Origin of the sequence: Streptomyces sp. GESEQ-4 (assembly GCF_017948455.1) — a bacterium.
In the GTDB taxonomy this organism is placed as follows: domain Bacteria; phylum Actinomycetota; class Actinomycetes; order Streptomycetales; family Streptomycetaceae; genus Streptomyces.
Genome location: NZ_JAFFSU010000019.1, coordinates 80,199 through 103,705 on the forward strand (window position 1 = coordinate 80,199; position 23,507 = coordinate 103,705).

At 68.5% G+C, this 23,507-nt stretch carries 13 protein-coding genes and 1 pseudogene; 10 read left to right on the forward strand and 4 right to left on the reverse strand.

What is annotated here, in order from left to right; genetic code table 11:
* Nucleotides 1–54: 54 nt before the first annotated feature.
* Together KCH48_RS30325 and KCH48_RS30330 are read right to left on the reverse strand one after the other, a co-directional pair.
* A complete protein-coding gene (locus tag KCH48_RS30325; protein ID WP_210578106.1) occupies nt 55–999 on the reverse strand; it encodes a hypothetical protein in 945 nt (314 codons plus the stop codon).
* A 9-nt stretch (nt 1,000–1,008) separates the two neighbouring features.
* Nucleotides 1,009–7,737 carry an RHS repeat-associated core domain-containing protein gene (locus KCH48_RS30330; protein WP_374104727.1) on the reverse strand — a complete coding sequence of 2,243 codons (6,729 nt, stop codon included), beginning with the start codon at nt 7,735–7,737 and terminating at the stop codon, nt 1,009–1,011.
* A gap of 499 nt (nt 7,738–8,236) precedes the next feature.
* Here KCH48_RS30330 and KCH48_RS30335 point away from each other — a divergent pair, with 499 nt between their 5' ends.
* From KCH48_RS30335 to KCH48_RS30365, 8 genes and pseudogenes are all read left to right on the forward strand, one after another.
* On the forward strand, nt 8,237–11,716 hold the full coding sequence (locus KCH48_RS30335) for a DNRLRE domain-containing protein (RefSeq protein ID WP_210578108.1): 3,480 nt from the start codon (nt 8,237–8,239) through the stop codon (nt 11,714–11,716).
* Between the two features lie 728 nt (nt 11,717–12,444).
* A pseudogene (locus KCH48_RS42460) lies at nt 12,445–12,759 on the forward strand (RNA-guided endonuclease TnpB family protein); the annotation flags it as partial.
* 148 nt (nt 12,760–12,907) lie between these two features.
* Complete coding sequence (locus KCH48_RS42470) at nt 12,908–13,225, forward strand: transposase (protein ID WP_307840990.1); 318 nt, start codon at nt 12,908–12,910, stop codon at nt 13,223–13,225.
* 196 nt (nt 13,226–13,421) lie between these two features.
* Nucleotides 13,422–13,832: a VOC family protein gene (locus KCH48_RS30345; RefSeq protein ID WP_210578110.1), complete on the forward strand. Its 411-nt coding sequence runs from the start codon at nt 13,422–13,424 to the stop codon at nt 13,830–13,832.
* A gap of 113 nt (nt 13,833–13,945) precedes the next feature.
* Nucleotides 13,946–14,341, forward strand: coding sequence for a hypothetical protein (locus tag KCH48_RS30350; protein WP_210578111.1), 396 nt, complete (start codon nt 13,946–13,948; stop codon nt 14,339–14,341).
* Nucleotides 14,338–14,847 carry a thiol-disulfide oxidoreductase DCC family protein gene (locus tag KCH48_RS30355; protein ID WP_210578119.1) on the forward strand — a complete coding sequence of 170 codons (510 nt, stop codon included), beginning with the start codon at nt 14,338–14,340 and terminating at the stop codon, nt 14,845–14,847. Before KCH48_RS30350 ends, KCH48_RS30355 begins: the two co-directional genes overlap by 4 nt.
* Before the next feature lie 11 nt (nt 14,848–14,858).
* Nucleotides 14,859–15,608, forward strand: coding sequence for a TetR/AcrR family transcriptional regulator (locus KCH48_RS30360; RefSeq protein ID WP_210578121.1), 750 nt, complete (start codon nt 14,859–14,861; stop codon nt 15,606–15,608).
* A 90-nt stretch (nt 15,609–15,698) separates the two neighbouring features.
* Nucleotides 15,699–16,307, forward strand: a complete 609-nt coding sequence (locus KCH48_RS30365; protein ID WP_210578123.1) for a Uma2 family endonuclease — start codon at nt 15,699–15,701, stop codon at nt 16,305–16,307.
* Here KCH48_RS30365 and KCH48_RS30370 read toward each other — a convergent pair.
* A complete protein-coding gene (locus KCH48_RS30370) occupies nt 16,300–18,702 on the reverse strand; it encodes an MMPL family transporter (RefSeq protein ID WP_210578290.1) in 2,403 nt (800 codons plus the stop codon). The two genes, KCH48_RS30365 and KCH48_RS30370, sit on opposite strands and share 8 nt — an antisense overlap.
* 169 nt (nt 18,703–18,871) lie before the next feature.
* Between KCH48_RS30370 and KCH48_RS30375 the strand changes: the two genes are divergently transcribed.
* Nucleotides 18,872–19,561: a response regulator transcription factor gene (locus KCH48_RS30375; protein ID WP_210578125.1), complete on the forward strand. Its 690-nt coding sequence runs from the start codon at nt 18,872–18,874 to the stop codon at nt 19,559–19,561.
* Nucleotides 19,561–21,018, forward strand: a complete 1,458-nt coding sequence (locus KCH48_RS30380) for an ATP-binding protein (RefSeq protein ID WP_374104731.1) — start codon at nt 19,561–19,563, stop codon at nt 21,016–21,018. Before KCH48_RS30375 ends, KCH48_RS30380 begins: the two co-directional genes overlap by 1 nt.
* A 112-nt stretch (nt 21,019–21,130) precedes the next feature.
* Here the strand turns inward: KCH48_RS30380 and KCH48_RS30385 are convergent, their stop codons facing one another.
* Nucleotides 21,131–23,392: an MMPL family transporter gene (locus KCH48_RS30385; protein WP_210578129.1), complete on the reverse strand. Its 2,262-nt coding sequence runs from the start codon at nt 23,390–23,392 to the stop codon at nt 21,131–21,133.
* Nucleotides 23,393–23,507: the final 115 nt, after the last annotated feature.

The window sequence follows — 23,507 nt, forward strand, 5'->3', positions numbered from 1 at the left end:
TCTCTCGGTTTCGCGCTGGTGGCAGGGTTCTTCGCAGTGCCGGACTCCGGTCGTTCAGTCCGGCAAGACGACCATGTGGGTCGGTGGCAGGCCGGGCGGCATGGAGGCCGTGCTACGGAACTCACCGCTGATCAGCACGTCCCGCACCACACGATGGACGTTCGCCACGGCCGCGCCATGGTACTCCCGGAACGACGGGGTGGCCTGGAGCAGCACCGCCCCGTTGGGCAGGACAGCAACGGAATGGAAGGCGCCCGAGGACCGCAGGGCGTCAGCCCCGCCCAGCACATCGGCAATCTCAGCGGGGATGACCATGAGCCAGGAGTAGCCACGCAAGTGCGAGCGCCAGCGAGGCGTGTTGGTCGTCGGGTCGCCGTCGTAGCCCCTGAGGAAGCGCTCCAGCTCAGTCTCCCCGACGGCATGCCGATAGGAGACATGCCCGAAGACCACGTCGTATCGGTCGCAGGCCCACCGGACGGAGCGCAAGAGGCCGTCCTGCACAGCCGGTGCGCTCTCGGGGTCGAGCAGTTCTCGCTCGTCCAGGTGCACAACCAACTTCACATACTCTGGAAGCTCCTCGTCGAACACGGCCGAGACCGAGACATCCGGGTTGCCGATCTCCCCGTCCTGCGTGAACACTCCGCTCGTCACGGAGACCGACTCGGCCCGGTCGTCGACAACTTGCCTCAGCCACGGCAGGACGTCCTGGGTGTAGGGGTTGTAGCGCACCTCGAACGAGTCCTGCGGCGCCGCTGTAACGCACCCCCACCGGTTGGACCCGCTGCGCGGGCTCATGGCGGGGAAACGCGCAAAGCCCTTGCTGGAGATCCGGTACGGTCCTACCGCTCCCAGGACGTCGCTGCCCGTAAGCTCCCGCACGCCTTCCGTGAGCCACTGGACCGCGCACTCGGACAGCTGGGCCTGATCGGCGTCGAACACGGTCAGTTCGATCACCAGTCCGTGCGAGATGTTGGCGTTGATGGAATGAAGCATATCCACGCGCTCACCCTACTCAAGGCCGAACGGGCTGGTCATCATCTTGCCGAGCACATAGAGGCCGCCCGCGGCCAGGGCTGACCATGCGATTTGCTTCTGCTGCTCGGGGGTGGGCTGCCAGACCTGGATACTGACCGGGGCGTGGACAGTCGCCGGTTCATGCCCCCTGGGAGTCTTGTTGGACTGCTTGCGTGTCCACCAGCCAACGACTCCTTGGTACTGCTCCCCAGTGCGTGGGGAACCAAGTCGCGACCGTGTCGATTGTGCGACCAGTTGCTGCCTCGGATTCAACGGATCCATGGTCGCGATCTGAGGGAGTTCATGGCCACGCCGCACGGTTCTGCCGAACTGGCGTTGCTCCTTCTGAAGCCCTCTGATGTAGCGGTCGAGCGTGGCCGGCCCGTCCAGCTCGGCCGTTTTGGCCGATTTCACTTCCCAGATGAATACGTAGTCGTCCCAGATGACGACGATGTCCGCGCGACCGTCGGTGCCCTTCTTCTTTCCTGCCCCCTTGATCGTGTACTCGGTAAGCACCTGCACCTGCGGGGTCATCCAGTACAGGGCCCTCAGGTAGGCCGCAACGGCCTTCACCGCCGCGTTGTGACGGATGGTGTCCTCGCGCATCTCGGCGGGGTCCCGGCCCTTTTTGTCCTCCGACGTCGTGCCCCCACCGGTGGCCTTGGTGTCGGACGGCGTGTCGGTGTTCTGGCCGTATCCGTCGCAGATGTCCTTCGGGCACAGACCGGTGGGGTCACTCTTGCTTACCGGGCTGTTGTTGCTGTAGGCATACCCGTTCATCTGCAACGGCTCGGCGATGTCGATGATCGGGTCCGCCGACAGAAAGCGGCCCGTCGCCTGGTCGTACTCACGCGCCCCGATATGCGTCAGGCCAGTGGCCGCGTCGTCGATGCCGACGCCCAGGTAGCTGCGCTTGTTCGGCCACGCCGTCGGCTTGCTCCCACGGATCTCGCCGTACGGCTTGAAGGAGCGCCGGGTGACAGCCTGGCCAGCGGCGATGTCCACGGACGTGTTGGCAGTGCCGAGGTGGTCGGCGAGCAGGACGCCGAGCTTGTGGCCCGTCGTCGCCCCGTTGGTTGTGGTGCGGACCACCGTGGGCGCACCGGGCTGTGCGTAGGACCGCGATGCCCGGGTGATCGTGCCCGTCGCGTCCGTCGTTAGTTCCGTCTCACCCAGGTACAGGGTGGAGCCGGTGGACGACTTCTCCAGGATGCGGTTGCCAGCGGCGTCGTAGACGTACGTCGTCTTCTTGCCGTCGTCGGTGATCGAGTCGAGCTTGTTCTCCGGTGTCCAGACCAGGTTCTGGGTCGTGTTGTACAGATCCCGGACCTCGGTGTTGCCCGTCGCGTCGTACGTGTACACGCTGCCCTTGCCCGACGGCGAGGAGGCGATCGACGTCATCGTGTGCGGCTGGGTCTTGTACGACGGGGTCGTGCCGTTGCCCGTGACCGTCTTGCCGTAGCCGTACGTGAACGTGAGGTTCTTCGTCGCATCCACCGGGTCGTGCTCGGTCAGCGTGGCACGGTTGCCGATCCAGTCGTAGGTGTGCGACTGGCGGTAGGCAGTGCCACCCGTGGACACCGTGGCAGTGTCCGGAGCCGCAGCCGCGAGCGTCGACGTCAGCGTGGAGTCGGGGCTGCTGGCGTCAGTGGACTCGTCGGGAGCTTCGGCGACCGGGCCGGAGGAGACCGCGTAGTTGGTGCGAGGGCCCCAGGTGGTGCCATCGGCCGCCTTGCAGCCTGTACCGCTGCCGTTCGGCGTGATGTTCGATGTCCAGGCGTGCACCAGCTCGCCCATGACGTCGTAGGTGAAGCACTGGGTGTCCCAAGTGCTGCCCGAAGTCCCGGCCAGGCTACGGGCGTTGGAGGTGATCGTGCCCGACGCGTCGTAGGAGTAGTAGCCGTCCGTGATCCTGTGCGGGCCCGCAGTCTCGCGGTCGGTTACCGTGCGCTGGAGGCGGCCGGTGTGCGGGTCGACGAAGTTCGTCGTCCACACCCGGTAGGGCTGGGCGCCGGAGACCGTGCGCAGCACCTCGCCGTAGGGCGAGTAAGTGGCGTCGGATGTGTACCAGGTCAGACCAGAGGTGGATTCCACCAGGCCGTCGCCGTTGTAGCGGGTGACGACCTTCTCGCTTGCCAGGCCGCCCTTCGCGGGCAATGTCACGGACAGGGGCTTGCCTGTGGGCGTGTAGGTGTAGCTGTAGGCGTATGTGCCGGACAGGCCGGTGGTCATCGAGTTCGGCGGGATGACCGTTTCGCTGCCGGTGACGTGGTACTCGGCGTCGTATCCGGTGACGCGGTTGATGTAGTCGCCGTCCGCGGTGTGCCGTTTCGACTCGGTCGGCATACCGATTCCGCCGGGAAGGTCGTCGTACGTGAACTCCTTGACCGGGGTCGAAGTGGCGGACCCCTCCCGCACGTACCGCACCCGCCCCAGCACGTCGTACTCGGTGAACTGCTCCTGCTGGCGGGCGTTCTTCACACGGTTCGGGCGGTCGGCCTCGTCGTACCAGGTGTCGGTTGTGCCGGTGTCGGGGTCCGTGGACGAGGTGACCCGGCCGCGGGCGTCATAGACGTAGGACCAGGCATTACCGGCGGGGTCGGTGACCTTGGTGCGGTAGCCCCTGGCGTCGTACCCGTACGTCGTCGTGCGTCCGGTTTCCCCGCTCGTCTTGCTGAGGTGCTTGACGGAGGTGACACGGCCGAGGGCGTCGTAGATGGTCCGCGTGCGGGGGGCCGTGGAGCCCGCCGGGTCCACGAGCGTGCTGGTGTCGCCGTAGTAGGTGAACGCGGCGTACTTGTAGGTGGCGGAGTGGTACGTCGAGGCGCGGACTTCGCGCTCCAGGCCGTCGTAGCGGTACTTGGTCCAGCTGGGGATCAGCGACTCGGACCGGGGCGCGAACAGTTCGGTGCTCGGCTCGCCCTTCGCCAGGTAGCTCCCGGTCTTCTTGTCGACCAGGCCGTGGTCGTTGTAGAAGGTGTCCACGATGATCCGGCCCGGGCCGTGGGCCTCGGTCTGCTGCTGAACCTCGCGCTGGAGACCGTCGTACAGGGTCACTGATCGGCCGTACGAACCATCGTCTTTGAGCGTCTGGACCGTGACCGCGGCCGGCCGGTTCTCGCTGGGTGTGGCCACGGGCATCTGGTACGAGATCTGCACGGTCGGCGACTGGCCGGCGGACGAGCGCGACGGTGACCAGCCCTTCACCAGACGGCCGAGGGCGTCGTACTCGCTACGCGTGACGCGGCCGTTGGGATCGGTGGTCGTCAGGGCCAGACCGCGACCCGGGTCGTAGGCAGTCGTTGTGGTGTGGCCCTTGGAGTTGATGGACTTCGTCTCGGTGACCGGGCCGCCCGCGTCACCGGGCGTGTATTTCGTCTCGGTGGTGCCGGTTCCCGGCGCCGTGACGGTGCGGACGCGGCCCAGCGGGTCGTACGTCGTCTTCGCGATATAAGAGTGCGCCGTGCCGGTGCCGTCGAGCTGCGCCGCCGATGTGACCAGGCCTTTGGTGGGCGCGGCGCCGTGGGTCAGATTGTCGTAGGTGATCTGTATGGACGACTTGAGCTTGGTGGCCGGATCGGCTGTGGCCTGGGCGGCGCAGGTTGTGCCCGTTCCGCGCTGCTCCTTTGGAAGGCCGATCAGCCAGGCCGAGGTGTTGTGTACGTACGACGTAGTAGTGCAGGTCTGGTCTGAGAGGGTCTCGGAGGTGCCGCTGGGCTTCACGACGGCCGTTTCCACCTGGAGGGGTAGGCCGTAGGTGTCGTCGACCGTGGTGCGGGTCCGGACCGACGAGATCCAGGTGGAGTCATTCTGACTCCTCTTGATCACGTCCGTCCGTGTGACGCCGACGCGATGGGCTAGGAGGGGATCAGCGGTGGTGCCGTCCTCGTTCTCGCGGGCTCGCGAGGCGGTTTGCTTGGAGTAGGGGAAGGTCAGGTTCTGCTCTTTGACCTTGCCGTCGGAGTCCAGGTGAGTGATGGTTTCCGCGATCATGCCCGCGAACTGCGGTGCGTCGTCGGCGAGGAGCGTGTATTTCTTGGTGGAGTCCTGCACGGCGCCACCGGTGCCCTGGAAATAGCGGGTCACTGTGTACGACTGGCCGTTGACCTCGCCTGTCTGGGAGGTGCTTTTGCCGCCCTTGCGGACCGAGACCTGCCGGTATCCCTTCCAGTCGCTGTACGTGCGCAGCGCGGGGCGGGTGAACTCGTCGTCGCTCTTTGCCCACGCCGAGCCCGAGTACTCGTAGAGCGTGACGATCGACTGGCCGTGCGAGGCGACCTTGTCGGTCTCGATCACGGAGTCGACGACGTACTTGTTGAACCAGGCCTTCGCCGGTGTTCTCTCATCGCCGTCGGGCGACCAACGCACCGGGTAGCAGGTGCCGTTGCTCTTGCCCTTGTCCTCGGCCGGCTCACTCGCGCAGCCGCCCTTGTACTCGACCTCGATGTCGCCGCCGTACTCGGTGGAGACCGTGCCGATACGGGGACGGGTGAAGCCGGGGCGCTGGTCGGTCTTGCCGGTGAGGACCAGGTTGGGCAGCTGACGGTCCCTGAGGCGATTCTTCAGCGGCGATTCGGAGCCCACCGTGTACGCCGAGAAGCTGATGCCGTCCTTGGACTGGAGGGTGCCGGTGGTGTCATCGGGTGCATAGCCGGTGCGGGTGATGGAGTTCAGCCACAGGCCGGGCGCGGTGTCGTACCAGTCCTCGGGGAAGGACTGGTGGAGCGTGTACTTGTCGACCGGGCCCAGGCCGGTCTGTCCAGCGCGCGCGGCCTTCGTGGTCACCGTGTCCAGACGCACCTGCGTCCAGAAAGAGGGGAACGGCGGGCAGAGCTTGGACGTGGACTTGCAGTTGAGGTTGCCGGGCGTGTCCCACCAGGGGCGGTACGCGCCCGGGTCGTCGGTCTTGGCGAAGTTGGCGGCGTCGCAGGCGGTGGCGGACTTCAGGCAGCGCTGCTTGACGCCGAACTCGACGGTCGCGGACGGCTTGGTCAGGTCGCTGCGCATGCCGTACTCGATCGACGCCGGGTAGGCGTAACGGTCGTACTGCTCAGGTGACTTGAATTTCTTGCGGACGGCGTAGTGGTTCGTCTCCTGCTTCCAGTTGGCGATCACCGTGTTGCCGTGGACGTCAACGACCTTGTCCAGGCCCCAGCGCCAGGCCTGCTGCTTGCTGGCACCACAGCGCGAGTCGGCGAAGGCCGCGGCGTGACAGGGTTCGTCCGGGTGGTTGCCGAAGACCGGAACGGTGGAGACGGAGTTGGTGTCGGCGTGGCCGCCGCCGACCCGGTTCAGGCCGAAGTAGTACTTCGCACCGTCCCGGGTCGTGACGATCCAGTACTCACCGTTGTTGTCGCCGTTGGTACCGCCCACCTTGTGCTCGACGCGCGTGCCGTCGTCCTGCTGCGGACGGTAGATCTCCGTGTCGGTCTCGGGGTCGCTGCCGGAGCCGGCGGCTCGGACCAGTTCGGTGGTCTTGCCGTTCAGGGACATCACCGCGTTGTACGACACCCAGCACAGGTCGGACGTCTTGTCCTTCTTCGCGGTGTTGTTGGGCGTGCCGGAGGTGAGCGTCTTACGGTCGTCCTTGCAGGAGCGATAGCGGCGCTCGATCGAGCCAGGGTCGTAGGACCAGCCCTCGCCGATCCAGGACGCCTGCGGCGAGGAGACAGCCGTACGGCCGTCCACGGTCTGCGAGTTGTACTCGAAGGAAACCGAGGGGGCGGGCCCTGCGGGCGCGGACGGCACGTTCAGCGGATACGACCAGGTGAAGGCGCCTGACGCGTCTCCCGACTCCCACTTGCCGTCGGAGGCGAGGGGGGTCGCCTTGAAGGTGCCCCCGTTGCCGGCGCCGGAGTCGACTGCGCCAACGACCGCGGTGCTGCCGGAGGCGGCTGCGGGCGTAGCCGAGGTGGACGTCCGGTAAGCCGCCTGGATCACACCGGAGTTCGTGGGTGCCGACGACGTCGTCAAGGCGGGGGTCACCGCGTCGTCGGCTGCCGGGTCGACGGTTGCGGTGATGGACTTCGTGGCCGTGTCGTTGCTGGTCTCCAGCTCCTCGTACGTCTGGCATGCCTCGTCGTCCGGCGTGTCCAGATAGCAGTCGGGGAACTGTACGAAGCGCAGCCGGGAGGCCCAGTCGGCGCCGTACAGGCTCTCGAACTTGGCGTAGTCCAGCTTCACGGAGATCGGGACCGTGCCGGTTGCGGGTGCCTGGACCTTCACCACGGCACCGTCCACACCCTGGCTGACCGAGGACGCACGGTCCGGGATGGTGACCTGCCACGTGCCGCTCGGCGCCGGCTGGCCGGGGGCCTGCCCCAGGCTGACAGGCAGTGACCCCACCGGTTTGAGTGCGGCCTGCGCGGCCGAGTTAGAGGAGCGCAGCGACGCCGGTGTCGCGGTCGCGGCACCGAAGCTCACCGAACCCGTCAGGTTGGACGGCGGCGTCACGGTGCCCGTCGGCGCCTGGAGCAGATCCTTGGGTATGGCGCCCTTCAGGGTCTCCAAGTCTGGGGAGAACTCATCGCCCTCGACGGGCACTTCGTTCTCCAGCTGCTCCAACTCCACCGTCTCGCGCCCGGTCTCGTCGGAGGACGGGTTGGGGTCGGGCGGCAGCGCGAACGACTGGGCGGGCAGCAGCCCCACCATCAGCGCGGCTGCCAAGGTCGGTATCGCGGTGCGCGCGATGCGGCGGCGGGCATGCGGAAGTCTGCCGAACACGACGGGGTCCCCCCGGACCACTTGAAGCGGGACCGGTGACGGACCACGCGCGGTGACTATCAGATAGCGGAGATTCTGTGGTCGCCCTGTGAAGGAACGCCAGACAGGACGCGATCATGTGACCATGGTCACGGTACGTAATGACCTGTAACGCTATGAAGTGAAGGTAAGGCGCTCATAAGCGCAAGATCTTGCACAGCGGCCCACTCTTTACGCTTCTCTTAGCGAAGCTACTCGCCAGTGCTCAAATCCATCGCCAACTTGCCCCGCTCTAGCGGCAATTCGCGTATTTCTGACATGGGGCGCCCGTCGGCAGACGCGGCCCGATCCGCCACATCAGCTTCCAGGTGATTCCGCCCTCGAAGGGAGTCACACCACATGCACTCATTCCCCACAGGGTGACTACATCCCCTTCATGAGTCATCATCGGCTGCCGTGCGGGGGCGCTCTGCCCAGTCCGCCTGCATTCCGGGGAATCTGGGGAAGGGGAACTGGGCCGATGACGCGCAACTGGCGCCGTACGCCCGGCCGTCGGGCCATCGCGACGCTGCTCGCCACCGCGATCGCCACGACCGGCATCGTGTACGCCGGATTCCGGCTGGACGGCGACGGGTCGCACGACGCTTCCAACCGGGACGGGCAGGCGCAGACCGTCAGCGAGTCCGCCGCGATCACCACCGCCGCCCGGAAAGGGAAGAAGGTCGAGGTGACGGCGGCGCGAACCGCGTCCTCCACCACGTGGGCCCGCCCCGACGGCCTGATGGAGAAGCGGCTGCACTCCTCCCCGATCCGCGCCAAGGTCGGCGGCGAGTGGAAGAAGATCGACCCCAACCTCCATCGCACAAAGGAGGGTTGGGAGCCGAAAGCCACCAACACCCGGATGGTGTTCTCGGCCGGGTCCGAAGGCCGGGGCGAGCAGCGCGCCGACCGCTCGGCTGTGCGGCGCGTCTCCCTTGTGAAGACCGCCACCGCCGACACCGGAACCCCGCTCGTCACGCTGTACGTGGGCGGCGGTGGCTACTCGATCCAGCTGACCTGGCCGGGCGCGGTGCCCACGCCCATCGTCGACGGCAACCGAATCCTGTACCCGGAGATCTTCCCGGGCGGCGACCTGGTGCTGACCGCCGACGACGACGGCTTCGGCCAGGTTGTCGTCGTGAAAACCCGTGAGGCCGCCGCGGACCCGCATGCGCAACAGCTCGCCTACGGTCTGAACTCGGCCGAACTGACCTTTCGGCTCAACCCGATCACCGGCATGGTCAGTGCCGTGAACGGCTACAGCGAAGAGGTGGCGGTCTCCCCCACCCCCTTCATGTGGGACAGCAGCGGCACCCCGGCCGTCACCGACGGCACGGTCGGCGCCACCGCTCAGCCCACCGCACCCGAGTCCCCGGACCCTACGGGCTCGGCGAGCGCGTCCCCCTCGGACACCCCGAGCCCCTCGGAGGAGGCCGTCGAGTCGGATGAGCAGGGTGACACCGACGTCGAGATCCTGCCCTCAGCCAGCGACGGGCCCGCCCCGACGGTCTCGGAGTCCCCTCTCCCGACCGCACCGGCGGAGCCGACCCCGGCGCCCTCGCAGACCGGTTCCGCCGCGACGCTGAGCCTGCCGTCCCTGGACGGCCCGTCCCCCGACTCGCGCGGCGAACTCGTCGAGGCCGACATCACCGCGGGTCAGTGGACGCTCACCCCCGACCAGGAGTTCCTGAACGACCCGGCGACCACCTACCCGGTCTTCATCGACCCCTCGGTCAAGAAGCACACCCAGAACTGGACCACTGCCTACAACAGGCACCCCAACGCCACCTTCTACAACGGCAAGGGCTTCAACAAGGGCGGCACCCACGAGGCCCGCGTCGGCTTCGAGTCCGACACCTGGGGCACCTCTCGGTCGTTCTTCAACATCTCCTTCGACAAGGGCCTCAAAGGCACCAAGATCACCAGTGCCAAGCTGCGAATGCTGGAGACATACTCCTGGTCATGCCAGTCCCGCTCGATGAGCGTCCACCTCACCGGCAAGATCAACTCGCACACCAACTGGAGGAACGCGCCCGGACTGCACGACGGCAACAAACTGGCCACCAAGAGCTTCGCGCATGGCTACAAGTCCGGCTGCCGGGACGCTTTCGAGACCTTCGACGTGAAGAGCGGCGCCCAGAAGAGCGCCGACAAGGGCGCGGACATGATCACCTTCGGCCTGCGCGCCCGTGACGAGAACGCCCAGTACGCCTGGAAGAAGTTCCAAGCGAACGGCGACTTCGCCCCTGTGCTCGAACTCGTCTACAACCGTAAGCCGTCGATCGTCGCCAACTCCCTCGACCTCGGCCCGGACGGCAAGTGCACGACCACCAAGCCGTACGTCCGCATGGGCTCCGGTGACCTGACCTTCACTGCCAAGGCCACCGACAAGGACAAGAACCTCGACTACTTCGACTTCGACCTGTGGGAGCTGGGCAAGTGGGACACCACCGGTGACCTGCTGAAGTCGACCGGCAAGGTCTCCGCGGGCGGCGACACCGACACCGCGCTGCGCACCACGCCGAGGTTCTCCACCAGCGGCCTCAAGTCCGGTGCCACGTACTCCTGGCGAGTGCGGGCGGTCGACGACACGGGCATCACCTCCGGCTGGTACCCGAAGACACCCTGCCGGTTCGTCCTCGACACCACCGCGCCCCGCCCGCCCAAGGTGTCATCCACCGACTTCCCCAATGCAGACGGCAGCGAGAACGGCTTCGGCAACAGCGCCGAGGACGCCAACTGGTCCACCATCAAGTTCGGCACAGCCGGCTCCTTCACCGTCCGAGCTCTGAACACCGATGTCGTGCGCTACGAGTACGGCTACAACTCCACGACCTACACCGGCAGAGTGCCCCGCACCAACGGCACGGCGACCAGTGTCAGCGGCACCATCACCAATGCCAAGCCGCCCACGGCCGGCCCCAACGTGCTCTTCGTCCGCGCCGTCGACAGCGCCGACAACGTCTCCGAACCGACCAAGTACCTCTTCTACGTCACTCCGCGCGACCAGGCAGACAAGCCCGGCGACTTCACCGGCGACCAGATGCCCGACGTCATGACCGTCACCGAGTCCGGCAACCTTGCCCTCTACCCCTCCCAGGCGGATGCCCAGGACATCACCAAGGGGACCGGCGACCTGGACTACTCCATGCCGGGCGCCTATCGGGCCAATCCCGAGAAGGACCCCAACGGCGACGACGAGCAACCGCCGTATGTGGCCGCTCCGAACGGCCACTTCAAAGGCTCCCTGATCACCCACAACGGCGACATCTACGGCGGCGACGGCCTCCAGGACCTCGTCGTCCGCGTCGGCGGCAGGCTCTGGGTCTACCCCGGCGACGGCTACGGTGCTGTCAACATCGACCGACGCCAGGAGATTCTGCTGCCCTCGGGCTCACCCAGCCCGGCCGCCTTCACACAGATCGTGGCCGCGGGGGATGCCACCGGCGACGGCCGCACCGACTTCTTCGCCACCGTCAAGAACGCCGCTGGAACAGACGATGAGTTGTGGGCCTTCACCGGCTACCACGGCGCAACCGTCGACCAGGCCGTACGCCTGATCGCCTCCTCTTGGGCGGACCGCGACATCGTCCTCGCCCAGGACGTCTCCAGCGACGGCGTCACCGACATCGTGTACCGCAGCGCCGCCTCCGGCAGACTCATCCTCCGCAAGGGCATCGCCGCGAGCGGCGGCGGAGTCGAACTCAACTCCCTGTCCACCGCCGCCAACTCCTCCGGCGGCACCGACACGGAGTACAGCGCCTCCGGCTGGGCCGTCAGCCATGTGCCCTTCCTGCTAGGCACACCCGACGCCAACAACGACAACATCCCCGACATCTGGGCCGTACGGTCCGACGGATCCGTCCGCTTCCACCCCGGCGGCAGAGCCACCACCTCGAGCACGGGGACCGCGGTCGTCGGCCCCACCACGTGGTGGCAGGCGCGCATCGCGGTCGGCTGAGGAGGAGACCCGCCCCGGCCACCGCGCCGTTCCTACGCCGGGTGCGGGTTCCCGCCGTCAGGACCTTGAGCAGTCGTGGAAGCCGCTTCACCTGATCCTTGCGAGGATGCCCCGGCGTTCACGCCGGGGAGGACTCGCATCTCGAACCGGTGACGCGGAGCGTCACCGCGTCCGATGGCCGGGCGCGGAGTGCCCGCATTGCTGTCCGGCGGCGGAGCCGGGGAATTCGTACGCGTGTGCTGGATGGTCGCGCGGATGGGTGAGGATGTGCGAAGTTCGCCCGGGTGTGCGATGTGCTGCCAAGGTTTGGGGCTGTGAAGCTGGTGGTGCAGGTGAAGCTGTTGCCGTCGCCGGAGCAGGCGGCGGCGCTGGAGGCGACCTTGCGCGCCTGCAACCGAGCCGCCGACCACGTCTCCCGGACCACCTTCCAATCGGGCATCAAGGACCGCAACGGGCTGCAGAAACTGGTCTACGCGGACATCAAGGCCACGTTCGGGCTGTCGGCACAGCCCGCGGTGCGGGTGGTGAAGAAGGTCGTGGACGCCTACGGCGCGCTCGCAGCGAGCCTCAAAGCCGGGCGGCTGGGCGGCCCCGAGTCGAAGCGGTACCGCAAGGCGGTCGGCTCGCCGGTCACTTTCCGGCCCGAGGCGGCGCAGCCGTTCGACGACCGGTGCCTGTCCTGGCAGACGGACGCGCGGACGGTGTCGATCTGGACGGTGGACGGGCGGATGCGCGGCATCCGCTACACCGGCTCGTCGGACCAGCTCAAGACGCTGGCCGAGTACCGTAAGGGCGAGTCCGATCTGGTCCAGCGGGGCGGGAAGTGGTTTTTGATCGCGACCTGCGACATTCCCGATCCCGAGGTGTATGAGCCGGCCGACTGGTTCGGTGTGGACCGCGGCATCGTCAATCTCGCCAGCACCAGCGACGGCACCAACTACCAGGGCCGTCGGCTGAACCGCTACCGGCGCTGGCAGGCCCGCAAACGCGCCGAACTCCAGACCAAGCGCACCCGTTCGGCCACCCGCCGCCTGGCCCGTCGGGCGAAGCAGGAGCAGCGCCATGCCACCCATGTGAACCACCGGATCTCGAAGGAGATCGTGTCCGTCGCGATGGGGGCACCTCCCGCGCGAGCGAAGCCGAGCGTGGGGGAGCACCGGTCGCGGGATTGCCGTCGAGCAGCTCGACGGGATCCGGGACCGGGCACGGCTTCGCCGCGACCAGCGGGGCACCTTGTCTTCCTGGCCGTTCCACCAGCTCGGGCAGCACCTGGCCTACAAGGCCCGCCGGGCCGGGGTGCCGTTTGTGGAGGTGGATGCGGCCTATACCTCGCAGCGCTGCCCGCGCTGCGGGCACACCGAGCGGGCCAACCGGCCCGACCGGGACCGTTTCTCCTGTCGTCGGTGCGGCCTCGCTGGGCCTGCCGATCACGTCGCCGGGGTCAACGTGCGCGACCGCGCGCGCTCGGCGTGGGTGTTCGTCACCGCACCCGTCCTCGCATCGGCCTGAACAGGCCGGATTGTGGGGAGATGCGACCCGTGACCGTCCTGTCGTAGGGGGCAGTCGGGAGCGCGACAAGGTGTGAACGACCGAGTACACAAGCTCGGCCGTTCACGGCCGAGAAGGTGACCTCAACGGGTGATCACACCGTCGGCCCGGGCTCTGCTGCCGCCGGGAATGGTGCGCCACTCCTTACTCTGACGTCATGTCAGATGACGAGTCGTACGAGCTGCTCGGTTTCGACAATGTGCTGCTGCCCGTCGGGGACCTCGGTGAGGCCGTCGACTTCTATGAGCGGGCCGGGTTCGCGGTGGCGTTCCGGTTCGACGAGGCCGGGATCGCGCTGCTGAAGGTCGGGGGCGAGACGCCGGGGATTCTGTTGCGGGCCGAGGAGGAGTTCGGGCACCGGCCGCCGACGTGGCCCTCGCCCAAGGTGTGGCTGGAGGTACCGAACGCCAAGATCGCCGCCCAAGTACTGCTCGGTGCCGGTATCGCCCTGCACGACGAGCCGTTCTCCGGGGCCACCGGCTGGACCGTCGAGGTCGCCGACCCGTGGGGGAACGTCATCGGGCTCACCGACTACACGAAACGGCCCGAGCTCGCACGGAGGGCCTGAGGTGACGCGGAAGGTGTGACGCAGCTCCCTCGCCAGCAGATTGAACACGTTCAAAAGCAGGTCTACAGTCTCTCCTGTCAGCGTTTTGAACGCGTTCAAGAAGGGGGAGGCGCATGGACCGCACGGTCGTCGCCTACGTCATCTACCTGCTCGTCAGCATCGCGCTCACCGTCTGGGTGGCCCGCACGCTCAGCCGGAACGGGCGGATCTTCCTCGCCGACGTGCTGAAGGGCAACGAGAAGCTCGCCGACGCCGTCAACCACCTCCTGGTGGTCGGCTTCTACCTCGTCAACCTCGGGTTCGTCGCGCTCTACCTCAGCGGCGACGGGACGATCGCGGACACCCGCGGGATCTTCGAGGCTCTGTCGACCAAGGTCGGCGTGGTGCTGCTGGTGCTCGGGGTCATGCACCTGGGCAACGTGTACGTGCTCAACCGGATACGGCGGCGGGGCGTCATGGAACGGGAGCAGGTGCCGCCGGTCGCGCCGCAGGACTGGGTCCAGGCATGACGGTGGATACGGCGGACCGGATCCCGGTCCGCCGGCTCACCGTCCTGTACGACGCCGAGTGCTCCCTGTGCACCTTCCTGCGCGACTGGCTCATACGGCAGCCGCAGCTGGTGGCGCTGGACATGGTGCCGGCGGGATCGCGGGAGGCCCGGGGGCGGTTTCCCGGGCTCGATCACCGCGCGACTCTCGAGGAGATCACCGTCGTCGGCGACTCCGGACAGGTCTACCGCGACACCGCCGCCTGGATCGTCGTCCTGTGGGCGCTGCGCGAGCACCGGCCGCTCGCTCATCGGCTGAGCACCCCGACCGGGTCGAGGCTGGCGAGGGGCGCGGTGCTGGCCGCCGCCAAATGGCGCGGGAGCCAGTGGGGCGGTGGTCAGACGGGCGGGGGCGGCCAGTGGGGCGGCAGCGTGTACCGCCGCGCGGACGGATGGACCTACGAGCCGAAGCTCGGGTGGTTCTACGATCCGCCGGGGTGCGACAGCGGTGCCTGCGCCGCTGATTAGGCTCTTGTTCCGTGCCTGCGAACAACGACGGCCCCGATGAGGGCAGTACCCCGAGCAAGTCCGAGCAGACCCGCGCGGTGATCCTGGAGACGGCGATGCGGCTCTTCCAGGAGCGGGGGTACGACAAGACCACCATGCGGGCCATCGCCCAGGAGGCCGGAGTCTCCGTCGGCAACGCGTACTACTACTTCGCCGGCAAGGAACACCTGATCCAGGGCTTCTACGACCGGATCGCCGCCGAGCACCAGGCGGCGGTCCGGGAGGTCCTGGACCGGGAGACGGGCCTGGAGGCGCGGCTCGCGGGCGTCCTGAAGGCGTGGCTCGACGTCGCACAGCCGTACCACGAGTTCGCTGTGCAGTTCTTCAAGAACGCCGCCGATCCCGACAGCCCGCTCAGCCCCTTCTCCCCGGAGTCGGAGCACGCGCGCGTGGAGGCCATCTCCGTCCACCGCGAGGTACTCTCCGGCGCTACGAAGACCAAGGTCCCGGAGGAACTGCGGGACATCCTCCCCGAGTTGATGTGGCTCTCCCAGATGGGGCTCATCCTGTACTGGATCTTCGACCGGACCGAGGGACGCGAGCGGAGCTATCGCCTGGCCGAGCGGGGGGCACGGCTCACCGCGCGCGGCGTGTCGCTGGCCCGGTTCCGGGTGCTGCGGCCCCTGGTGCGGGACGTGCATGAGCTGTTCACGGACTTCTTGCCGGGGATGACGAAGGTGCTGCCGGATCCGGGGGACGGCAAGGGGCAGCAGGGCGAGTGATCACTTTCGGGTGAACGGGTTCGAAGGGGACATCGGGCGCCCGGCCTGCCTACGATGATGCTCTCGACACCAGCCCACGGGAGGCACGTGATGTCAGCAGCATCCGTCGAGCGGCCCCATGGAGACCGTCCGCTGATCGCGGAAGCAAACCGTCTCATGGACCGCAATCCGGGCTACCGCGTCGAGATCATCGAAGGCCAGATCCTCGTGTCCCCGCCCCCTGACGCCGCCCACGCCCGAGCCCTGAGCAGGCTCATGCGCCCCTTCGTGACCGCCGGTCTCGGCGATGGCGAAACGGAGGTACTCCAAGGCGTAGGCCTCTGGCTCCCCGATGGCCCTGAGGACTACGCCGTCCCCGACCTTGTCATCGCCGATGCCGACATCGAAGAACACCTCGTCGAGAACAACTGCTACGCCCCGATCGCCTTTCGTCTCGTTCTGGAGGTCACCTCCAGCAATTGGAAGACTGACCTGCGCACCAAGGTCAAGGCCTACGCCGGTGCCAAGATCCCGGTCTACTTGATCGTCGACCGCAAGCACCAGCGCCTCCACGTACTGACCGATCCCACCGGGGACGGATACGAAAACCACCGCCCGCACTCCCCCGGCGAGATCGTCACCCTCCCGAACTCCGTCGGCGCCGAGGTCACCCTGAACGTCGACGAAATCCTCAAGGCAGGTCAGCCGAGGGCTAATTGACCGCGTCCACCTCCCCCTCCGCCAACTCCACGTCGTACACCAACGGCCCGTCCTCCACCACCACATGCCGTGCCCGCGACCCGTACGAAGCCGCGGTCGTCGCCAGGAGATACGCCCCCGGCGCCGGGACCGACAGGATGTATGAACCGTCGGCCAGAGAGGTCACCCGGTCCAGCTGACGGCCGCCCTTCGAGAGCAGCGTCACCGCCGCGCCCGGGATCGGTTCGCCGTCGGGCGTGCGGATGAAGCCGTGGACGACTGAGGCAGCACTCTCCATGGCAGGCTCCGTTTCTTCCTCACGCGGTTCCACCGCCAGATGCGGCAGCCGCTTCTCCAGGCCGGCCGGCAACCACCAGTTGGAGTTGCCGAGCAGATGCATCGCGGCCGGTACCAGGGCGGTGCGGAGGATGAAGGCGTCGAGGGCGACCGCCCCGGCGAGGCCGATGCCCGCCATCGCGGCCTCCAGCTCACCGCTGAGGATGAAGGCGCTGAAGACACACATCATGATCAGGGCCGCGCAGTTGATGACGCGGCTCGTCTCCGCCAGGCCCACGCGGACCGCACGCGCGTTGTCCTTGGTGTGCACCCACTCCTCGTGCATCCGGCTCACCAGGAACACCTGGTAGTCCATCGAGAGGCCGAAGAGCAGGGACAGCATGATCACCGGCAGGAAGGCGGCGATCGGGCCCTCCTTGCCGAGGCCGAGGATCTCGGTGCCCCAGCCCCATTGGAAGATCGCCACGAGTACGCCGAAGGACGCGGCCGCCGCGACGAGGTTCATCACCGCCGCCGTCAGGGGCACCACCAAGGATCGGAAGGCCACCATCAGCAGCAGGAAACCGAGGGTGATGATCGCCGCGATGAAGTACGGGAGGCGGTCGGCGGTCACCGACGCGAAGTCCTTGGACACCGCCGTCACCCCGCCCACGTGCGCCTCGACATCGGCCGCTGGGATGACGTCGTCGCGCAGGCGGTCGATCAGCCGGTCGGTCTCCACATCCTGCGGTGACGTGGTCGGAACCACCTGGATCACCGAGACGCCGTTCGCGGGCGGCAGTGCGGCGACCGCCGCCACACCCTCCGTCGACTCGATGCTCGAGACGAGCCCCGTCGTGGCTTCGCCGTCCACCACCACCTGCAGCGGTCCGTTGAAGCCGGGCCCGAAGCCCTCGGCGAGCAGGTCGTACGCCTGCCGGGTCGTCGTCGACTCCTTGTGGTTGCCCTGGTCCGAGGTGCCGAGCCGGATCGACAGGACGGGGATCGAGAGGCCGACCATGACGAGGAGGGCCACGGCGGCGGTGGAGCGGGGGCGGCGTTCGACGTACGCCGACCAGCGCGCCGCCGGCCCGCTCGCGTGCTCCGGCTCCGGTCCCGCCGCGGCGAGCCGGCGCCGCTGTCGGCGGCTGAGGACCCGCATGCCGAGCAGTCCGAGGAGCGCAGGCAGCAGGGTGACCGCGGCCAGCACGCCCAGCACGACGGTCAGGGACGTCGCGATGACCACGCCGTCGAGGAAGCGCAGATTCATCACCAGCATGCCGGCGAGGGCGATGACCACGGTGCCGCCCGCGAACAGCACGGCACGTCCCGAGGTGTTGAGGGCCTTCACCGCCGCCTCCTCCGGCTTCATCCCGCGCAGGATGCCGCGCCGGTGCCGGGTGACGATGAACAGCGCGTAGTCGATGCCCACGCCCAGGCCGATCAACGAGCCGAGCAGCGGGGCGACATCGGGGACGTTCGTTACATGGCTGATCAGTCCCGTCCCCATCAGGCCGATGCCCAGCGCGACGACCGCCACGACGATCGGCAGCAGCATCGCGAAGAACGCGCCGAAGGCGAGGAAGAGGACGATGGCCGCCGCCAGGATGCCGACCAGCTCGGACGTACCCTGGGCCGCCTCCTGGACCCGGGTGATCGCCTGGCCGCCCAACTCCACCTGCAGGCCGTCGCGTTCGGCGTTCTGCGCCGTGTCGACGACGTCCTCCACCAGCTCCTTGGGTACGGCGTTCGCCTGCTCGGTGAAGGTGACCTGGGCGTAGGCGATCCGCCCGTTCTCACTGATCTGCGCGGCTCCGCCCTCAGCCGCGTACGGGCTGGTGACCTCGCCGACCCCCTCCGTGCCCGCGATCTCGTTCAGCGCGGGCTCGATCCGGGACTGCACGGACGCGTCCCGCACCGAGCCCTCGTCGACCTTCCACACGATCGTGTCGGTGTCGCCGGAACTCTCCGGGAACGCCTTCTCCATCAGGTCGTACGCCTTTTTGGAGTCCGTGTTGGGCAGGGAGAAGACGTTCGCGTAGTCCGTGCCCGCGGCCGATCCCGCGAAGCTCACGCCGAACAGTGCCCCCACCCACAGCAACAGGACCACCAGCCGGTGCCGATAGCACCAGCGTGCCAATGCCGCCACGCTCAAGCTCCTTCGTCGCTCGGTTCGGTTGGTCCCCCAGGTCCTGGGCAACAGGATTGGCGGCGGCACGCGTGCGTGGACATGACCCGCCCATGACTCTCAAGGAACTCCAAAGACCGGAACGGGCCCCGTTGTCAGTGCCCGCGCCGATACTGGGGACATGTCGAAGGCTCCAGGCACTGTGCTGGTCGTCGAGGACGAGGAGAGCATCGCGGACGTCCTCGCCATAGCGCTGCGCTACCACCGGTTCGAGGTGATGATCGCGGGCACCGTCCGTGAGGCACTCACGCTCGCCGAGCGGACGCGGCCGGACGCCGCCCTGCTCGACGTCATGCTGCCGGACGGCGACGGCCGGGCCCTGGGCCACCAACTGCGGGCCGCGCGGCCGGATTTGGCGCTGGTCTTCCTCACGGCGCGCGACTCGCCCGCCGAGATAGTCGGCGCCCTCGGCTTCGGCGACGACTACATCACCAAGCCGTTCAACATCGACGAGGTCGTCGCACGGATCACGGCGGTCCTGCGGCGCACCCGGTCGTCGGACGTCCTCCCGCAGCGCCCACCACTGCGGTACGGCGATCTGGAGCTGGACGAGACGACGTACTGCGTGCACCGCGCGGGCCGGACGGTCGAGCTCACCCCCACCGAGTACGCCCTGCTGCGCTTCCTGGTGCGCAACGGCGGCCGGATCGTCCCCAAGGAGCAACTCCTGCGCCACGTCTGGCAGTACGAGCACACCCCGCCCGAGTCGACCGTCGTGGAGACCTACATCAGCTATCTGCGGCGCAAGCTGGACGCCCTGGGCGCGCCGGTGATCACCACCCGGCGGGGCGTCGGATACGGACTGGCATGATGCTCGGGCGGTTTCGGTGCAAGCGCGGCGGGATCCACTCGCTGCGCGCCAAGCTGACGCTGGCGAACGTGGCGCTGCTGGCGCTCGGCATCGTCATGGCGACCGCGGTGAGCCTGATGACCGCCCGGCACTATCTGCTCGACAAGGTGGACTCCGAGCTGGTCGGCGAGCGTGCCTCGCTGCAGAACGCCGGGTTCAACATGGAGCAGATCAAGTCGCTGGGCGAATTGGCCGTCGCCCTCGACAACTTCACCGCCGACGACACCGACGCGCTGCCCAACACGGCGGCCTCCGTGTTCGTCGCTGTCGACGGCAAGGGCAACCCCGTGGCGCTCGGGCCGCTCGCGCCCACGGAGCGGCAGCGGGAGCTCGCCGAGGCCACGGACGACCCGGCCGCGCTCGCCGCCGAGACGGAGCCGCAGGACGTGCGGGTCGAGGACGAGTCGTACCGGATGGTCGGGGCGAAGCTGTCCGACGGCACGATCGTGCTGATCGCCACCTCCACCGAAGCCCTGCACGAAGGCATGGCCAAGGCGCTCAAGCTCGACTTCGCCTTCGGCACGATGCTGCTGGCGCTGCTCGCCTGTCTGACCATGTTCAGTGTGAGCCGCCGGATGCGGCCGCTGGAGGACATGGTGGAGACGTCGTCGGCGATCGCCGAGGGCGACCTGACCCGGCGTGTGCCGTCCAGCCGGGAGGCCACGCTGGAGGTGGAGCAGCTGCGGCTCGCCCTCAACTCCATGCTCCACCAGGTGGAGTCGGCGTATCTCACACGGGAACGCAGCGCGGCCCAGCTGCGCCGCTTCGTCGCCGACGCGTCGCACGAGCTGCGCACCCCGCTGTCCGCGATACGCGGCTATCTCCAGCTGTTCGACAGGGGGATGCTGACCGATCCCGCCGAGCGGAAGCGTGCCGGGGAGCGCGTGATGACGGAGTCCGACCGGATGGGGCGGCTCGTCGACGAAATGCTCACCCTCGCCCGTCTCGACCAGCAGCCCGAACTGCGGTTCCGGAACGTCGACTTGAGCCGCCTGGTGCGCGACGCGGCCGAGGATCTGCGGGTGCAGCAGCCGGACCGGCCGATCGGGGTCGACGCCGACGGCTCCCTGCTTGTGCGCGCCGACGAGTCGGGGCTGCGGCAGGTGCTGGGCAACCTGGTGGGCAACGTACGCACGCACACGGCGGCCGATGTGCCGGTCCGGCTGGGCGTGGAGCGGAGCGACGGCGTCGTACGGCTGCGCGTCGAGGACAAGGGGCCGGGGCTCGCGGAAGAGGACGCGGCCCGGATCTTCGACCGGTTCTTCCGGGCCGGGGGCGGCGCGGGCAGCGGGCTGGGGATGGCGATCGTGCAGGGTGTCGTACGGGCGCACGGGGGCGAGGTGGCGGTGCTGACGGCGCCGGGCGAGGGGCTTGCGGTGACGGTCACCCTGCCGGTGCGGGCGCCCATACCGTCGTAGCGCCCAGGGTGATCCGGATGGGGAGTTCATCGGGCCGTACCTGCCGATCGGCGAGTACGGCCCGTACCCCGAAGTTCGAGGGCGTGATCGCCAAGGGTGGGCAGGAGTCGGGTCAACGGTCGACCAGCCGTGGACGCGGGGCCTCAGCCGTGGATTCCGCGTCGGTGCCGACCGGGCCGCGGGGAAGTATCCGGTCCAGCCACTTCGGCAGCCACCAGTTGGTCCGGCCGAGGAGTGTCATGGTCGCCGGTACCAGCACCATGCGTACGACCGTGGCGTCGATGAAGATCGCGGTGGCCAGGCCGAGCCCGAACATTTTGGTGGAGGGGTCCTCGGCGACGGCGAAGGACAGGAAGACCGCCACCATGATGAGGGCGGCCGAGGTGATGATCCGGGCGGTGCCCGAGACGCCCTCGACGATCGCCGTGGCGTTGTCGCCGGTGCGCAGGTACTCCTCGCGTACGCGGGAGAGGAGGAACACCTCGTAGTCCATCGACAGGCCGAACAGGATGGCGAAGAGGAACGCCGGGATGAACGACACGATCGGAACCGTCGCTTCCAGACCGATGAGTGCGCCTCCCCAGCCCCATTGGAAGACCGCGACCATGATGCCGTAGGCCGCGCCGATGCTCAGCAGATTCAGCAGGACCGCCTTCAGCGGTACGAGTATCGAGCGGAAGACCAGCATCAGCAGCAGGAACGACATCGCCAGCACGGCGGCGACGATCACCGGCAGGCGTTGGCTGGTGCGTTGGCCCACATCGGACAGGCTCGCGGCGGCGCCGCCGACGTGGGCCCTGGCCGGGCCGTGCCCGATCGCCGTGGGCAGCACGTCGGTGCGCAGCCGGGCGATGGTGTCGGCCGTGGCCTTGTCCTGAGGGCTGGTGGTCGGGAACACCACGAGGGTCGCGATGCCGGTGGCCGGATCGATGTGCGTCGGCGCGACGGATGCGATGCCCGGATCCGCCGCGACCGCCCCGACGAGTCGGTCCAGCACTCCCGGATCACCGGTGGGGTCCGCGGCGATGACGAGGGGACCGTTGATGCCCGGGCCGAATCCCTCGGCGACGAGGTCGTAGGCCCGGCGCTCGGTACGGCTGTGGGGCAGTGAGCCGTCGTCGGGCAGGCCGACGCGCAGGCCGAGCACGGGCAGCGTCGCCGTCAGCAGCAGCGCCGCGGCGCCGACCGCGTACGGCACCGGGTGCCGGCTGACGTGCCCGATCCAGCGACGCCACCCGGCGGCGTGGGCGGCGCCTGCCGCCGGGTCCCGCCGCCGTGCGAGTCGGCCCGGCTTCCTGGTCTGCAGAGCCCGGCTGATCCGGCCGGCCCTGGCCAGGCGCGGGCCCGCCGCGCCGAAGAAGGCCGGCAGCAGCGTCACCGACGCGAGCACCATCGTCAGGACGACCATCGAGACGGCAATCCCGCCCACCGTCATGAACGGCACGTTCGCGACCGCCAGGCCGAGGATCGACACGACGACGGTGCCGCCGGCGAAGACCACCGGCCGCCCCGCCGTTGCCACCGCTCGTCCGGCCGCCGCCTGCGGATCGAGCCCGCACGCGAGGTACTCCCGGTGCCTGGCGAGCACGAACAGCGCGTAGTCGATGCCCACTCCGAGCCCGACCATGCTGCCCAGGACCGGTGCGAAGGTGGGGACCTCCGTCACCCCCGCCAGTACCGTCATCGTGGCGACCCCGACGGTCAGCCCGAAGACCGCCATGCCGATCGGCAGCGCGGCGGCGACGAGCGAACCGAACGCCAGGAACAGGATCGCGGCCGCGGCGAGGAGGCCGATCAGCTCGCTCGCTCCGCCGTCGGAGCCGGAGAAGGCGTAGAAGAGGTTCCCGCCCATCTCGATGCGCAGCGGCAGCTCGGCGCGCAGCCGGTCGCCGAGATCGACGAGGGCGTCGAGGTCTTCGGCCGACAGCCGGCTCTGGTCGGGGTACTGCACCCGGACGACCGCGATCCGCCCGTCGGCCGAAACGAGGCCGCCGCGCACGGCGGTGTCCCCGCCCGCGTCGAGCGCCCCCGCCGGGTCGCTCGTGCCGAGCACGTGCGGCAGCCGCTTCACCTCGGCCCGCAGCCGCGTGAGAGCGGTGCGCGCGCCGTCGTCGTCGAAGAACGTCGCACCGTCGTCGAGGGGGGTGACGACCACTTGGGCGGTCATCCCCTCCTGGCCGGTGCCTGCCCGCTCGATCAGCTCCGCGGCCCGCCGGGAGTCCAGTCCCGGAGCGGTCAACGAGTCCGCGGTCCGCCCGCCGAACGCGACGGCGGCGAGGACGGCGAGCGTGGCGGCGATCAGCCATGCCGCGATCACCCGCCAGGGATGGCGGGCGGCGCTTGCGCCCAGACGCAACAGGGCTTTCGAGAGCATCGGGTCCTCCAACCACCTCGTCGGCCGTCCGTGTACGGCCGCCGATGCCGAGGCTCGTCGCCACGGCGCTCCGCGGCATCGGCCCGCGGGCCGCGGATCCGTCGGCCCCGGGGTG

What these genes read in the sequence shown, in the direction of transcription:
- KCH48_RS30365 (WP_210578123.1), top strand. Translation starts at nt 15,699, where the DNA reads ATGTCAGCAGCATCCGTCGAGCGGCCCCATGGAGACCGTCCGCTGATC.
- KCH48_RS30385 (WP_210578129.1), bottom strand. Translation starts at nt 23,392, where the DNA reads ATGCTCTCGAAAGCCCTGTTGCGTCTGGGCGCAAGCGCCGCCCGCCAT.
- KCH48_RS30380 (WP_374104731.1), top strand. Translation starts at nt 19,561, where the DNA reads ATGCTCGGGCGGTTTCGGTGCAAGCGCGGCGGGATCCACTCGCTGCGC.
- KCH48_RS30345 (WP_210578110.1), top strand. Translation starts at nt 13,422, where the DNA reads ATGTCAGATGACGAGTCGTACGAGCTGCTCGGTTTCGACAATGTGCTG.
- KCH48_RS30375 (WP_210578125.1), top strand. Translation starts at nt 18,872, where the DNA reads ATGTCGAAGGCTCCAGGCACTGTGCTGGTCGTCGAGGACGAGGAGAGC.
- KCH48_RS30355 (WP_210578119.1), top strand. Translation starts at nt 14,338, where the DNA reads ATGACGGTGGATACGGCGGACCGGATCCCGGTCCGCCGGCTCACCGTC.
- KCH48_RS30335 (WP_210578108.1), top strand. Translation starts at nt 8,237, where the DNA reads ATGACGCGCAACTGGCGCCGTACGCCCGGCCGTCGGGCCATCGCGACG.
- KCH48_RS30350 (WP_210578111.1), top strand. Translation starts at nt 13,946, where the DNA reads ATGGACCGCACGGTCGTCGCCTACGTCATCTACCTGCTCGTCAGCATC.